The sequence below is a fragment of the Acinetobacter sp. YH12131 genome (assembly GCF_013418635.1).
GTDB classification, from domain to species: domain Bacteria; phylum Pseudomonadota; class Gammaproteobacteria; order Pseudomonadales; family Moraxellaceae; genus Acinetobacter; species Acinetobacter towneri.
This window is the reverse complement of sequence record NZ_VPBQ01000003.1, coordinates 66,832-80,229: the sequence shown is the minus strand read 5'-3', so window position 1 is coordinate 80,229 and position 13,398 is coordinate 66,832. Positions and strand designations below refer to the sequence as shown.

Below are 13,398 nucleotides of genomic sequence, written 5' to 3'. Positions count from 1 at the left end.
AAGGTGTTACTGCCTGTTATCATCGGCTTAATTTTAGAAAATAGCGATGGGGTGCCTATTTTAACTTATTAGACTTAAGTTGTAATTTGCAGGAAATGTGGTAGCGAAGCGAGGAAAAAGCAGACTGCAAAAATGCGAATGTTTGAGTGTAAGAATGAGCAGTAGTTCAGAAAAAGATTAAAAAAATAAGTTTAGACTTAAGTCTAAAGCTTTGTTTTAGCATTTAGGATGCACAAAAAAAGTGCTTACTACATCAAGCAGCAAGCACTTTTGAAAGGTTGAAAAACGCGAGTGGTTTTAGAATTATTGTTCGCGGTTGATGTCCAAATAGAACACACGTGTGAGCAGTTCCATAAATTTCTGTACCGCAGCGGAATGGCTGTTTTTGCCGTAGCTGACGTACAAATCTAAATGCGGAAGTTCTACATCAAGTGGGCGGATGACGGTATTTTCCATGGTTAGCGGAGCAACATAGCCCGGTAAAATGGTGCAACCCAAGCCCATACCAATCGAGTTGATATTAAATAAAATGTTGTCAGCTTTTTGCACAATGTTTAGTTCAATGTTGTGCTGTTTGGTAAAATCGACAATCAGGTGATGCAGATTATACGAAGCTTCTGCCGAAGGAATAATAAAATCAATACCATTCAATGCTTTGACAGGAATGCGTTCGTATTTTGCTAACGGATGATCTTTGGGCAAAATAAAAATTAACGGTTCACGCAGTACAAACTGGCTCTCAATTTCATCACTGTTGATATTGTGGCGGGTAAAGGTGATATCGAGTTCACCTTTTTTAATCATTTTCATTTGCTCAGTGTTGTTCAAACTTAGCAATTCAATTTTTAATTCTGGGTTTTGTACTCGTAAATTAGGCAGTACAAAAGGGAAAATTTTCATTTCTGCCACAGGAACAAAGCCAATACGCAGCATTTTCTGTTTGGCTTGTGACACCTGACGTGCCATGGCAACCGCTTTGTCGGCTTGCGCCAAAGTCAGACGCGCCTGTTCTAAAAATACAGCACCTTCTTCGGTTAGCTCGACTTTACGTTTGGTACGGTTGAGTAGCTTAACGCCGACATCTTCTTCTAAATCTTTAATTTGCTGACTCAGCGAAGGTTGAGCCGTATAAAGTTTAAGTGCGGCTTTACTGAAGTTGAGTTCTTCAGCAACGGTAATGAAGTAGCGAAGGTGACGTAATTCCATACAACCATTCCAAAGATTAATTCAAAATATGTCTAATTATAGATTAATAAAAGAATGATCTATAAACAACTATTCGGTGAGAATTATTGTGTCATTCGCGAAGTAAATAGGGTTTCATCATTATGCAACGATTTAAATGCAAAATATAATGTTGGATTAATCTATAAAAACTATTAATTGAAACAAAAAAAATATTTCACTAAACGTCCCTAAAAAACCATTATCCATCAAAAGTTGAGTCTATTTACTTTGTGCCGTTGTTGGTCACAGGAGAGCTTTTCATGAGTGGAAAAATTGATGTGCGCGAAATCGACGCTTTGGTCGATGCACAAAATGGACGTATCACTCCATCTATTTATACAGATCCAGATATCTACGAATTAGAACTTGAACGTGTGTTCGGCCGTACGTGGTTGTTCCTGTGTCATGAAAGCCAAATTCCTAAAGCTGGCGACTTCTTCAACACCTACATGGGTGAAGATCCAATTATTGTGGCACGTCAAAAAGACGGTTCAATCAAAGCATTTTTAAACCAGTGCCGTCACCGTTCTATGCGTGTGAGCTTTGCAGACTGTGGTAATACCCGTGCATTTACTTGCCCATATCATGGTTGGTCTTACGGTATTGATGGTTCACTCAAAGATATTCCTTTAGAAGAACGTGCGTATCCACAAGGTGCTTGTAAAGAGCAATGGGGCTTGGTGGAAGTGAACCGTGTGAAGTCTTACAAAGGCTTGATCTTTGGTTGCTGGGATGAAACTACTCCAGATCTAGAAGAATACATGGGCGACATCGCTTGGTACTTAGATGGCGTGATTGACCGTCGTCCGGGTGGTACTGAAATTATTGGTGGTGTACACAAGTGGGAAATTGACTGTAACTGGAAATTTGCTGCAGAACAGTTTGCTTCTGACCAATATCACGCTTTGTTCTCACACGCCTCTGCGATTCAGGTACTTGGTGCAAAACCAGATGATGACAGCAGCAAACAATTAGGTGCAGCGCAAACAGCTCGTCCTGTTTGGGAAACTGCCAAAGATGCGATTCAGTATGGTTCACGTGGTCATGGTTCAGGTTTCTTCTTTACAGAAAAACCAGATGCAAACGTTTGGGTTGATGGTGAAGTTGCCAACTACTTCCGTGAAACGTATGACGAAGTTAAAGAGCGTTTAGGCGAAGTACGTGCCTTACGTCTTGCAGGTCACAACACCATGTTCCCAACACTGTCTTGGTTGAACGGTACTGCAACACTGCGCGTATGGCATCCACGTGGTCCAAATAAAACTGAAGTATGGGCATTCTGTATTGCCGATGCTGAAGCACCTCAAGACGTGAAAGAAGCATTTGAGCGCTCTGCAACACGTGCCTTCGGTCCTGCAGGTTTCTTAGAGCAAGATGACTCTGAGAACTGGATTGAAATTCAAAAAGTATTGCGCGGCTATAAAGCACGTCAAAACAAGCTCATTGTAGAAATGGGTAAAGGTAACGAAAAAGTACGTGAAGATGGTATTCCAGGAATCACCAACTACATTTTCTCTGAAACTGCAGCACGTGGTATGTACCGCCGTTGGGCAGACTTGCTGATCCATGAAAAATGGGAAGACGTTGAAAAAGCAGCTGACGAATACGAGAAGGAGCTAATGAAATGAGTCAAATCAGTTTAGAACTTCAACATGAAGTGAGCCAATTCTTGTATCGCGAAGCAAAATTGCTGGACGACTGGAAATTCCGTGAGTGGTTAGACCTCATGGCAGAAGACATTTCTTATACCTTGCGTACCACACCAAATGCGCAAACCCGTGACCGTCGTCGTTCAGTTGAACCACCTACAACTTGGGTGTTCAACGACAACAAACACTTGCTTGAGCGCCGTGTTGCACGTCTGGAAACAGGTATGGCATGGGCTGAAGAACCTCCGTCACGTACCACGCATATGGTCAGCAACGTGATTGTTGAAGCGACAGAGGTCGAAGGTGAATACGACGTACACGTAACTTACTTGTTGTACCGTACTCAAAAAGAGAAAGACGTGACTATTTACTGTGGTAAGCGCCATGACAAAATCCGTCGTGTTGAAGGTGGCTTAGGCTTCCAGATCTTCAACCGTAAGATTGTACTTGACCAAGTAACCTATAACTCACACAACCTGAGTGTATTCTTCTAATGAATAAAATCTTTGTTTGCCAAGTTGACGAATTAGACGAAGGCGAAGCGTTAAAAGTGGATTGCGGTGTGAACGGTATTGAAGCACTGGCAGTATTCAACAACGGTGGTGAGTTCTTTGCCATGAATGACCGTTGTTCACACGGCAATGCCTCAATGTCTGAAGGTTATCTTGAAGATGATGGCACAGTTGAATGCCCACTGCATTCTGCACGTTTCTGTTTAAAGACTGGTCAAGCATTATGCTTGCCAGCCACCGACCCGATTCAAACTTTCCCTGTGGTGGTTGAAGACGGCGCGTTATATGTAGAAATGGCAGGAGAGTAAGCATGGGTTGGCTAAAAGGCGAAGTGGCACTGATTACAGGTGGCGGTTCTGGTTTAGGTTGGGCTTTGGTCGAGCGCTTTCTTGAAGAAGGTGCGCATGTGGGCGTGTTACAGCGCTCACAATCTAAAGTCGATGCCTTAAAAGAACGTTTTGGTGATCAAATCGTGGCAGTCGCTGGTGATGTTGCCAACTATGCAGACAATGTCCGTGCTGTGCAGGCCACTGTGGAGCGTTTTGGAAAGCTGGATTGCTTTATTGGCAATGCAGGGATTTGGGATCACTACGCAGATATCGTCAATACTTCTGGTGAGCAGCTTGAAAAAGCCTTTGATGAAATCATGGGCATCAATACCAAGGCGTTAATCTTGGGGGCAAAAGCAGCACTGGATGAGTTGGTGAAATCTGAAGGTTCTATCATCTTAACCTTATCCAATTCTGCGCTGTATTCTTCAGGCGGTGGTCCTGTTTACACTGCATCTAAACATGCAGGTGTTGGCATCATGAAAGAGTTGGCTTATGAATTGGCACCTAAAGTACGTGTCAATGCTGTTGCGCCTTCAGCGATGAATGTCAATATTAAGGGCGCAGCATCTTTAGGTCAGGAAAACCTAGGCTTACTCGATGCACGTGATCCTGAAAAAATTGCACGCGGTATGCCGCTGAATTTCTTGCCTGAGCCAGAAGACATGACTGGTTCGTATGTGCTCTTGGCATCGCGTCAAAATAACCGTGCGCTGACTGGCGTTCTGATCAATGCAGAATGTGGTTTGGGTATTCGTGGTTTGCGTCAACCACGTGCAGGTTTTTTTGACGAATAAAATTGAGTCTAAATTCAATAGACGAATCGGCAGCCTTTCTCTGGGCTGCCTTCCTTATTTAGGAGTCTTTCATGGCCGTTAAACTCATTTGTGCATCGCACAGTCCTTTAATGGAATTTGCAACACCGCAAGATCAATCTAAAGAACAAAAAGTTCGTGCTGCCTTTGAGCAACTTTCTGCCGAAGTCAAAGCATACGATCCAACCCTGATCATTACCTTTGGTCCAGACCATTTCAACGGTTTCTTTTACGATTTGATGCCAAGTTTCTGTGTCGGTATTCGTGCTACGGCTGCGGGTGACTGGGACTACGGCAAAGACAATGACCGTATTGATGTACCTGAAGACAAAGCGTTGGCGATGGTGCGTCGTGTATTGGATGAAGGCGTAGATGTGGCGTACTCGTATCGTATGCAGGCCGATCATGGGGTGACTCAACCTTTACACTTTTTGTGTGAAGGGCAGCTAGATCGTTATCCAACCATTCCCGTGTTTATTAATGGCGCTGCAGCGCCGATGCCAACCACCAAGCGTACCATTGCTTTGGGGCGTGCTGTGGGTCAATTTATCAAGTCGTTGAATCTTGAAAATGAACGTGTTCTTGTTTTAGGTACAGGTGGTTTGTCGCACGATCCACCAACACCGCAAATGGGTTCAGTACCGCCTGAAGTTGAAGAATTTTTAATTGCAGGTCGTAATCCGAGTCCTGAAGCACGTCATGCACGTCAGGCTAAAGTGATTGCAGTCGGTCAAAAACTTGCAGCAGGTGATACCTCTGTGGCTGTGCCGCTCAGCCCTGAGTGGGATATTGCCTTGCTTGAAAAATTCAAACAGGCAGACTTTGTGGCTATGGAAGCCATGACCGAAGCTGAAATTCGTCGAGATGGTGGTCGTGGTGGTCAGGAAGTCCGTTCGTGGATGGCTGCTTTTGCTGCGTTAGATGAACTGGGTGCGTATGAAATGACCACGCATTGCTATGAAGATATTAGTGAGTGGATTGCGGGCTTTGGCATCGTATCTGCCGAGTTAAAAGGTTAAGCCCATGAGTGTAGAAACAATTGTGATTGTGGGTGCAGGTCAGGCAGGGGCGAGCGCCATTCTTGAGCTGCGCGGCAATCAATATGCAGGCAACATCATCTTAATTGGCGATGAAATACATTTGCCTTATGAGCGTCCACCGTTGTCTAAAGATGTGATTTTGCGTCCTGAAGAAACCAAAATCGAGATTCTGTCGGAAGAAAAATTGGCAGAACTAGGTGTGACCACTATTCGTGGCAATGGCGTGAGCAAAATCAATGCCGAAGCACATACGGTTGAATTGCAAAATGGTGAGGTTATTGCCTACGACAAGTTGTTACTTGCCACAGGCGGTGCTGCACGTCGCTTGCCAAATTTTGATGCCTTAGGTAAACACGTTTACACGTTGCGTAATCTTGAAGACTCGCAAGCCTTAGTCCCTGTATTGCAAGCGGGTCGTCGCATCATCTTAATTGGTGGTGGTGTGATTGGTTTAGAGTTGGCATCTTCAGCACGTTTTAAAGACTGTCAGGTAACTGTCATTGAAATGGGACCAATGGTGATGGGACGTTCATCACCACTCATCTTGAGTGAGTTTTTACTGCAACAGCAGTTATTGGCAGGAGTTGATGTACGTCTGTCTACGCAAATTGCAGATTGCAAGCTAGATGGTGAAGAAATTGTCGTGACCCTAGAAGGTGGCGAAGAACTACGTGCCGATGCGGTGATTTACGGTATTGGGATTATTCCAAACGCACAACTGGCAGTTGAAGCAGGCTTAGATGCAGACTTTGCCGTGCATGTGAATGAAAACTGTCAAACCTCAAACCCAGACATTTATGCTGCGGGCGATGTCGCATCACAACTGCGTGAATGTGGCAATCATCGTCGTGTAGAAACTTGGGAAAATGCCAACCTGCAAGCAGGCATATTCGCGCGTCATGTGATGGGCGTGGAACATCCTGTAGCCAATCCCGCTTGGTTCTGGACTGATCAACTCGACATTAACTACCAATTTGTAGGAGATATGTCAGCAGCAGAATGGCATGTGCGTGGTGAGATGGATGCTTCCAAACGCAGTGAGTCTTCATTCGTATTGTTTGGTGTGACCGATGGCGTGATTGTCGGCGGAATTACCGTCAACTCAGCCAAAGATATGCGTCACTTGAAAAAGCTGATTGCTAAACAAGCTGCTTTTGAAGCAGACAAATATTTAGATGTGAGCCAAGACCTTCGCAAATTGGTGAAGTAAGCTTGAACTGATGAAAAACAGACCTGAGGCAACTTGGGTCTGTTTTTTATCTGCCGAAGAAAAGTGTCCATTTTATGTTGAGCAAGCGATGAATACGAATACATCTCCTGTTGTGGTAACCGCCAGTATTTATGCCTTATTGGTACTCATCTGGGCGACCACGCCATTGGCGATTGTCTGGAGTGTGCAGGAAATTCATCCAATGTGGGTTTTGATTATCCGCTACTTTGGGGCTTCCGTGATTGCGCTGTGCGTGCTTAAACTCATGCGCGATCCACTGCCTTTTGATCACACCTCAATGAAAAGCTATTTGGCGGGTAGTCTGAATTTAATTGGTGCACAGCTATTTATTTACTTGGCCGCCAATTATTTAACTTCAGGCTTAATGGCACTGATTTTTGGTTTTTCTCCTTTAATCGCAGGCTTGATTGGTCATGTGATTTTACGCACGCAAAAATTGATTGCCTTACAGTGGACAGGGATGGCAATTGCGATTGCAGGACTCAGCTTTGTCTTTGCAGACTCTGCCGACAGCAAAGTGAATCCATGGGGCGTGGTGTTGATGTTTATCAGTATGCTGTCCTATATCAGCTCAATTTTTTTGGTCAAACAAATCAATGCTCCTTTAAAGCCGATGTCACAAGCCACAGGTTCTTTATTGGTATCATCGGCAGGGTCATTGTTATTAATTCCCTTTATTTGGTCGCATTTCCCGACTCAAATGCCAAGCAGCCAAGCCATGATTGGTTTTGTATTTACCATGATCATGTCGTCTATTGTCGCCATGCTGTGTTATTTCTGGCTGATTCGTCGTTTAAATGCTTCAACTGTGTCTTTAAGTAATGTGATGACTCCCATCATCGCGTTAATTTTAGGTGCGACCTTAAATAATGAACACATCAGCATGAATGCGTTTATTGGTATTGCTGTGGTGATGTTTGGGATCGTGATGTATTTCTGGAAAGAATGGCGCGAACAATATTTTGCTAAACGCTAAGCCCGTATTGCTTTACCTGTGTCTAGGTTTTTCTAAAGCCTCGTTTATCTGAGGTGTAAATTTCTGATCTTTAACCCGCTGTCGATACGACTTTTTTCTCAAAACAACAAAAACATAAAGGAAATTGCCTGCTTGATTTCGCTACTATGCGTGATAGAGTCAACACATGAACCAAAGCTGTGTTTTTTCTGAACAGATCAGGATAAAAAGCATCATGGCAGATGCGCTATATATTATTGGGCTTACATGAACAACGTGGAACAAAAGCATTTTCAACTGCCAACGGAAGCCTGTTGGTCGCATACTTGGCGTAAACCCAAGCTGCAGTTTTTGCCTTCAAATCATTATGATGGAGCGCAGTTTTTTAATCCGATTGCGTGTCCTGAGGGGCGCAGCCAAACTGATTTATTGAAATGGTTGCTAAAACGCAAATCGAACAGTTGGAATGTCAATCCGCAACAAGAAGCACAGCAATTTTTTACAGCGCCAAGTGCTTTGCCACAATTACGTCCACACGCCAGTTTGGATGATTGGCAAGTTTGGTTTGTGGGGCATGCAACGGTGCTGATTCAAATTGGACCGTATAACTTTTTAACCGATCCAGTCTGGGCAGAGCATGCCAGTCCGAAACAGGGGCGAGGGCCTAAACGTGCTTGTCCTGCAGGGATTGCACTGGAAGATTTACCGACCATTCATGCCGTCTTCTTGAGCCATAACCATTATGACCACATGGATTTAGCCACCTTAAAATGGCTGAATCATCAATTTGCCATGCCTATTTATACAGGTTTGGGCAATGCTTGGTATTTGCCGCCTGATTTGCATGTGATTGAAATGGACTGGTGGCAATCGGCTTTATTTAAAGAAGTGAAAATTGTCTACACCCCTGCACAACATGGTTCAGGGCGTGGCGCACGTGATCAGAACATGGCGTTATGGGGCGGTTTTTCTATTTTGCATGGGCAAGATCATTGCTTCTTTGCGGGCGATACAGGTTACTCGCCACACTTTAAAGAAATCCAAACCCGCATTGGCGCACCGCGCGTGGCACTTTTACCTATAGGTTCTTACGAGCCACGGAATCTGATGCGTTATATGCATATGAACCCTGAAGATGCTTTTCAGGCACATAAAGACTTACATTCCAAATGTTCATTGGCAATTCACTATCGAACCTTTGAATTGACTGATGAAGGACGTGATCAGCCTGAGGCAGATTTGCATCAAGCCATGAAGCGTTCTTCTAAACTGATGAATCCGTTTTATTGTATTCGTGAGGGTAAGAAATTAATTGTTTAATCTTTTAAAAACTTGACCTTAAATAAAAGTCACACGCTACTTTTCACGCTACTGAAAAGTGGCAATGATAGATATAGAACACAAAGCCCCTATCGAAATAGGGGCTTTGTTTTGGTGTTTAAAGTCTTGCTGTTCAGACTGACTTGATCTTTAACTACAAAGATTACAGTACGCCTGGTTGACCAAGTGCAGGGTCGCTGGCACGTGCTGCTTGCGCATCGGCAACGGTCATGCCTAAAGCTGCTGCAACGCCTTCGCCATAAGCAGGGTCACATGCATAACAGTTACGAATATGACGATACTTAATAAAGTCTAAAGCATCACCCATCGCACGTGCCGTGTTATCAAACAGTGCTTGTTTTTGCTCAGGGTTCATTAAATTGAACAAGGCACGCGGCTGGCTAAAATAGTTGCTATCATCTTCACGATAATCCCAGAAATCTGCATCGCCACGAATTTTTAGCGGTGGTTCGCGGTATTGTGGTTGCTCTTGCCATTGATGGAAGCTGTTTGGCTCATAGTGTGGCAAGCTGCCATAGTTGCCATCCATACGACCCTGACCATCACGACGGTTTGAGTGCACAGGGCAGCGTGCAGCATTCACTGGAATTTGTGAATGGTTCACACCAACACGGTAACGTGCAGCATCGGCATAGTTGACCAAACGCGCTTGTAACATCCGATCTGGCGAGTAGCTAATTCCTGGTACAAGGTTGCTTGGTGCAAAGGCAGCCTGTTCAACATCTTGGAAGTAGTTTTCAGGGTTACGGTTCAGTTCAAATTCACCCACTTCAATCAGTGGATAATCACCTTTCGGCCAAACTTTGGTGAGGTCAAATGGGTGATAAGGGACTTTTTCTGCATCCAGTTCAGGCATGATTTGCACGAACAGCGTCCATTTCGGGAAATCACCGCGTTCAATGGCATTGTAAAGGTCAGTCTGGCTGCTTTCACGGTCACGACCAATCAATTCTGCTGCTTCTGCATCGGTCAGGTTTTGAATGCCTTGTTGAGTGCGGAAGTGGAATTTCACCCAGAAACGCTCATTATTGGCATTAATAAAACTATAGGTGTGGCTACCAAAACCATGCATGTGACGATAACCCACAGGAATACCACGATCCGACATCACAATGGTGACTTGGTGCAGTGCTTCTGGCAGCAAAGTCCAGAAATCCCAGTTATTGGTCGCATTACGCAGGTTGGTGCGTGGGTCACGCTTTACCGCTTTATTCAGGTCAGGGAATTGACGTGGGTCGCGGAAAAAGAACACTGGTGTGTTGTTACCGACTAAATCCCAGTTGCCTTCTTCAGTATAGAATTTTAAAGCAAAACCACGAATGTCACGTTCTGCATCGGCAGCGCCACGCTCACCTGCAACGGTAGAGAAACGAGCAAACATTTCAGTTTTTTTGCCAACTTCAGAGAAAATTTTGGCACGGGTATATTGGCTGATGTCGTGCGTGACCGTAAACGTACCAAACGCACCTGAACCTTTGGCATGCATACGACGCTCAGGAATTACTTCACGTACAAAGTTTGCCAACTTTTCATTGAGCCATAAATCTTGAGTAAGGAGTGGGCCACGTGCGCCCGCAGTCATACTATTTTGGTTATCTACAACAGGTGCGCCTGCATCGGTGGTTAAATGCGTTACAGGGCATTTTTTTATCTCTTGGCTCATCGTTGTTCTCCATTATTGTGATCATCATGTGGTGGGCTGTATTAGAAATTTAGCTTCTAAAACAAGCGGCCATGAACCGTTTTGATTGTTTAAAAAATCAACTACAACACCACAATACCATGCAGATCGGGCTTTGTAGATGAAAGCTTTTCAAATCTCACCATTTTAATGTAAAACGATTTTTATAATTTTACAAATAGATAAATTTATTGTTTATGATTGGTGTATTCGATAGATCTTTGTAAACTAAATAATCAGTTTTGCTGCACTAAATGTCTGAAACTGCTGCTAAAAACGGTTGAATCGCCAATGAAATATCGGTGTGCAAGGCATCCCAATCTTGATAATGTGGATTGATTAATAAACTTTGCGAAATAAAACCATAACTGATGCGATGCAGATTCAAAGCAAGGCGCAGTTGTTGTTCGGCATTGTGTATGACAGGTGCGAAAATCTGTTGCCACATCTGTAGCATCATGCTGTAACTTTTTTGGTAAGTTTCAATGTGTGATACCTGCCGTTCCAGTAAAAAAGTCTGCGCCCAAAGCCATTGTTGTGCCTGAATTTGCTGAAGCTGAAACTGAATGATTGTTGCGATATAGCGGTTTATTTCAACAACTGTGGATAACTCAAGTTGCTGTTGGGCATAACTTTTTAAGCGTTCTGCATGCTGTTTGACTTGCAGGTGAATCGTCAATGCCAGTAAATCTTCTTTCTTGGCAAAGTATTCATAAAAAGTGCCTAAACCGACACCTGCCAAATCGGTAATTTCGCGAATGGTAATTTCAGCTGCCGAGCGTTCATGCAAAAGCCGAACAAAACTTTCCTGTAAAGCCTCTTGAGTCAGTTTAGCCCGCGATTGGCGCGGCTTACGGCGCACTTGAACCTCAGAATTTTTCATAAATAAAGCCGAACACCTGAGCACATATTTTTCTCTATACTAAATGCAATGATAGCATCGCGTTTGTCTAGGAGTGACACAATGCAGACATGGATGACCCATCAAATTCAAAATCAGTTTGATGAATTACAAGACTATAACTTATTTGAAACCGATACGGTTTTACAAGAAATTTTAACCCGTTATGGTAGTCAAGATCAGACTCGACTGAGCGAATTGGGACATATTGCAGCATCGGCAGAATATTATCACTATGCCGATTTAGCCAATCGGCATACGCCTATTTTACATGCCTTCGATGCACGTGGACGCCGTAAAGATGTAGTGGAGTTTCATCCCGCATGGCATCACTGGATGGCGCTGAATCGCAAGTTTGACACGCATGCACATCCATTTAAACAACCGCAATCTACGGCAAAATGGGTCGATTGGGCCAGTCGTTTTTATTTGGCAGGACAGGTTGAGTGCGGTAATTTATGCCCAAATTCTATGACTTTAGGCAGTATTCCGCTCATTCAGCGTGAACCTGAATTATGGGCAAGCATGGGTGAGAAACTGTTATCGCATGAATATGACCCGCGTGATGTGCCGATTTCACAAAAGAAATCTATTTGGCTGGGCATGGGTATGACCGAAAAGCAGGGTGGTTCAGATGTGCGGGCCAACCAAACGCTCGCCGTTCCAGTCGCAGCGACAGGACGTGGGCAAGCCTATTTACTCACAGGTCATAAATGGTTTTTCTCTGCACCAATGTGTGATGCACATTTGGTGGTTGCCAATACCGAACAAGATGGTTTGGCTTGTTTCTTTGTACCGCGTTGGTTAGAAGATGGCAGAAAAAATAATATTCAGGTACAGCGTTTAAAAGACAAAGTGGGAAATCGGAGTAACTCCAGTTCTGAAGTCGAATTTCAGCAGGCGTGGGGCATCATGATTGGCGAAGCAGGGCGCGGTATTCCCACCATTATTGAAATGGCGAACTACACTCGTTTAACCTGTGCTGTGGGCAGTAGTGCCATGCTGCGTCAAGCCTTGGTGCAATGCCTTGCCTATACTCGACAACGTCAAGCATTTGGACAGACTTTGGCGAATCAGCCATTAATGCAGGCAGTCTTGGCAGATTTGGCTTTGGAAACTGAAGCTGCGGTACAGCTCAGTTTTCATTTGGCACATTGTTATGAAAGCGATGATGCTGTGTCTTTGGCATGGAAGCGTTTAATGACCCCTGCTGCAAAGTTCTGGATTTGCAAACGCGCGGTGGAACTTACAGGTGAGATGATGGAAGTTTTTGGTGGCAATGGTTATGTCGATAACAGCATCATGGCACGTATTTTCAAAGAAGCACCTGTAAATACCATTTGGGAAGGTTCAGGCAATGTCATGTGTCTGGATGTACTACGCGCTATGCAGCGAGAACCTGAGCTGATTCAGGTGTTATTGCAGGATTTTGCTCGCACTGCCGTTACTCATCCTATTTTGGGCAGTGAATTAGATGGTTTGCAGCAGTTATTGCAGACCACGAACAGCAACGATTTACAATTTATGGCACGTGCTTTGGTGAGCCGTTTGGTGATTTTGGCACAAGCGGTTTTGTTGTTGCGTTATGCGCCAAGTTTTGTGGCAGAAGGTTTTATTCAGTCGCGTTATAGTGCATTGCATGGGCAAGTGGTGGGTATGCTTAAACCTAAACAGGTCGATGTTGCATCCATCTTGCAGCGTGCATTTTCAGCATAGC

Annotated in this window: 12 protein-coding genes; 9 read left to right on the top strand and 3 right to left on the bottom strand. The window is 44.2% G+C overall.

Going from position 1 to position 13,398, the window contains the following annotated elements:
* Positions 1-303: 303 nt before the first annotated feature.
* The gene (gene hcaR, locus FTU66_RS03190; RefSeq protein ID WP_180112287.1) at positions 304-1,206 is read right to left on the bottom strand and encodes a DNA-binding transcriptional regulator HcaR; all 903 of its coding nucleotides are present in this window, start codon (positions 1,204-1,206) and stop codon (positions 304-306) included.
* 281 nt (positions 1,207-1,487) lie between these two features.
* Between hcaR and hcaE the strand changes: the two genes are divergently transcribed.
* The 8 genes from hcaE to FTU66_RS03150 all read left to right on the top strand — a co-directional run bounded on the left by hcaE (position 1,488) and on the right by FTU66_RS03150 (position 9,078).
* Positions 1,488-2,855 (top strand): 3-phenylpropionate/cinnamic acid dioxygenase subunit alpha, encoded by a 1,368-nt coding sequence (gene hcaE / locus FTU66_RS03185; RefSeq protein WP_180112286.1) that lies wholly within the window; start codon positions 1,488-1,490, stop codon positions 2,853-2,855.
* Entirely contained in the window at positions 2,852-3,370 is a 519-nt protein-coding gene (gene hcaF / locus FTU66_RS03180) for a 3-phenylpropionate/cinnamic acid dioxygenase subunit beta (RefSeq protein ID WP_104853007.1), read from the top strand. Before hcaE ends, hcaF begins: the two co-directional genes overlap by 4 nt.
* Positions 3,370-3,696 carry a 3-phenylpropionate/cinnamic acid dioxygenase ferredoxin subunit gene (gene hcaC / locus FTU66_RS03175; RefSeq protein ID WP_004976057.1) on the top strand — a complete coding sequence of 109 codons (327 nt, stop codon included), beginning with the start codon at positions 3,370-3,372 and terminating at the stop codon, positions 3,694-3,696. Before hcaF ends, hcaC begins: the two co-directional genes overlap by 1 nt.
* Positions 3,697-3,698: 2 nt before the next feature.
* Positions 3,699-4,514, top strand: a complete 816-nt coding sequence (gene hcaB, locus FTU66_RS03170; protein ID WP_004976058.1) for a 3-phenylpropionate-dihydrodiol/cinnamic acid-dihydrodiol dehydrogenase — start codon at positions 3,699-3,701, stop codon at positions 4,512-4,514.
* A gap of 71 nt (positions 4,515-4,585) precedes the next feature.
* The gene (locus tag FTU66_RS03165) at positions 4,586-5,551 is read left to right on the top strand and encodes a 3-carboxyethylcatechol 2,3-dioxygenase (RefSeq protein WP_180112285.1); all 966 of its coding nucleotides are present in this window, start codon (positions 4,586-4,588) and stop codon (positions 5,549-5,551) included.
* A gap of 4 nt (positions 5,552-5,555) precedes the next feature.
* Entirely contained in the window at positions 5,556-6,782 is a 1,227-nt protein-coding gene (hcaD, locus tag FTU66_RS03160; protein WP_167845748.1) for a 3-phenylpropionate/cinnamic acid dioxygenase ferredoxin--NAD(+) reductase subunit, read from the top strand.
* 88 nt (positions 6,783-6,870) lie between these two features.
* Complete coding sequence (locus FTU66_RS03155) at positions 6,871-7,779, top strand: DMT family transporter (protein ID WP_180112284.1); 909 nt, start codon at positions 6,871-6,873, stop codon at positions 7,777-7,779.
* A gap of 246 nt (positions 7,780-8,025) precedes the next feature.
* The gene (locus FTU66_RS03150) at positions 8,026-9,078 is read left to right on the top strand and encodes an MBL fold metallo-hydrolase (protein WP_180061994.1); all 1,053 of its coding nucleotides are present in this window, start codon (positions 8,026-8,028) and stop codon (positions 9,076-9,078) included.
* 163 nt (positions 9,079-9,241) lie between these two features.
* Here FTU66_RS03150 and FTU66_RS03145 read toward each other — a convergent pair whose 3' ends face one another.
* Together FTU66_RS03145 and FTU66_RS03140 are read right to left on the bottom strand one after the other, a co-directional pair.
* A complete protein-coding gene (locus FTU66_RS03145; RefSeq protein WP_096902685.1) occupies positions 9,242-10,762 on the bottom strand; it encodes a catalase in 1,521 nt (506 codons plus the stop codon).
* Between the two features lie 268 nt (positions 10,763-11,030).
* Positions 11,031-11,663: a TetR/AcrR family transcriptional regulator gene (locus FTU66_RS03140; protein WP_179993531.1), complete on the bottom strand. Its 633-nt coding sequence runs from the start codon at positions 11,661-11,663 to the stop codon at positions 11,031-11,033.
* An 81-nt stretch (positions 11,664-11,744) separates the two neighbouring features.
* On the opposite strand from FTU66_RS03140, the gene FTU66_RS03135 reads away from it, so the two are divergent.
* Positions 11,745-13,397, top strand: a complete 1,653-nt coding sequence (locus tag FTU66_RS03135) for an acyl-CoA dehydrogenase family protein (RefSeq protein WP_178866070.1) — start codon at positions 11,745-11,747, stop codon at positions 13,395-13,397.
* Position 13,398: the final 1 nt, after the last annotated feature.

Coding starts and splice junctions, on each gene's coding strand:
- hcaF (WP_104853007.1), top strand. CDS start 2,852: ATGAGTCAAATCAGTTTAGAACTTCAACATGAAGTGAGCCAATTCTTG.
- FTU66_RS03145 (WP_096902685.1), bottom strand. CDS start 10,762: ATGAGCCAAGAGATAAAAAAATGCCCTGTAACGCATTTAACCACCGAT.
- hcaD (WP_167845748.1), top strand. CDS start 5,556: ATGAGTGTAGAAACAATTGTGATTGTGGGTGCAGGTCAGGCAGGGGCG.
- FTU66_RS03150 (WP_180061994.1), top strand. CDS start 8,026: ATGAACAACGTGGAACAAAAGCATTTTCAACTGCCAACGGAAGCCTGT.
- hcaC (WP_004976057.1), top strand. CDS start 3,370: ATGAATAAAATCTTTGTTTGCCAAGTTGACGAATTAGACGAAGGCGAA.
- FTU66_RS03135 (WP_178866070.1), top strand. CDS start 11,745: ATGCAGACATGGATGACCCATCAAATTCAAAATCAGTTTGATGAATTA.
- FTU66_RS03165 (WP_180112285.1), top strand. CDS start 4,586: ATGGCCGTTAAACTCATTTGTGCATCGCACAGTCCTTTAATGGAATTT.
- hcaR (WP_180112287.1), bottom strand. CDS start 1,206: ATGGAATTACGTCACCTTCGCTACTTCATTACCGTTGCTGAAGAACTC.
- FTU66_RS03140 (WP_179993531.1), bottom strand. CDS start 11,663: ATGAAAAATTCTGAGGTTCAAGTGCGCCGTAAGCCGCGCCAATCGCGG.
- hcaE (WP_180112286.1), top strand. CDS start 1,488: ATGAGTGGAAAAATTGATGTGCGCGAAATCGACGCTTTGGTCGATGCA.
- hcaB (WP_004976058.1), top strand. CDS start 3,699: ATGGGTTGGCTAAAAGGCGAAGTGGCACTGATTACAGGTGGCGGTTCT.
- FTU66_RS03155 (WP_180112284.1), top strand. CDS start 6,871: ATGAATACGAATACATCTCCTGTTGTGGTAACCGCCAGTATTTATGCC.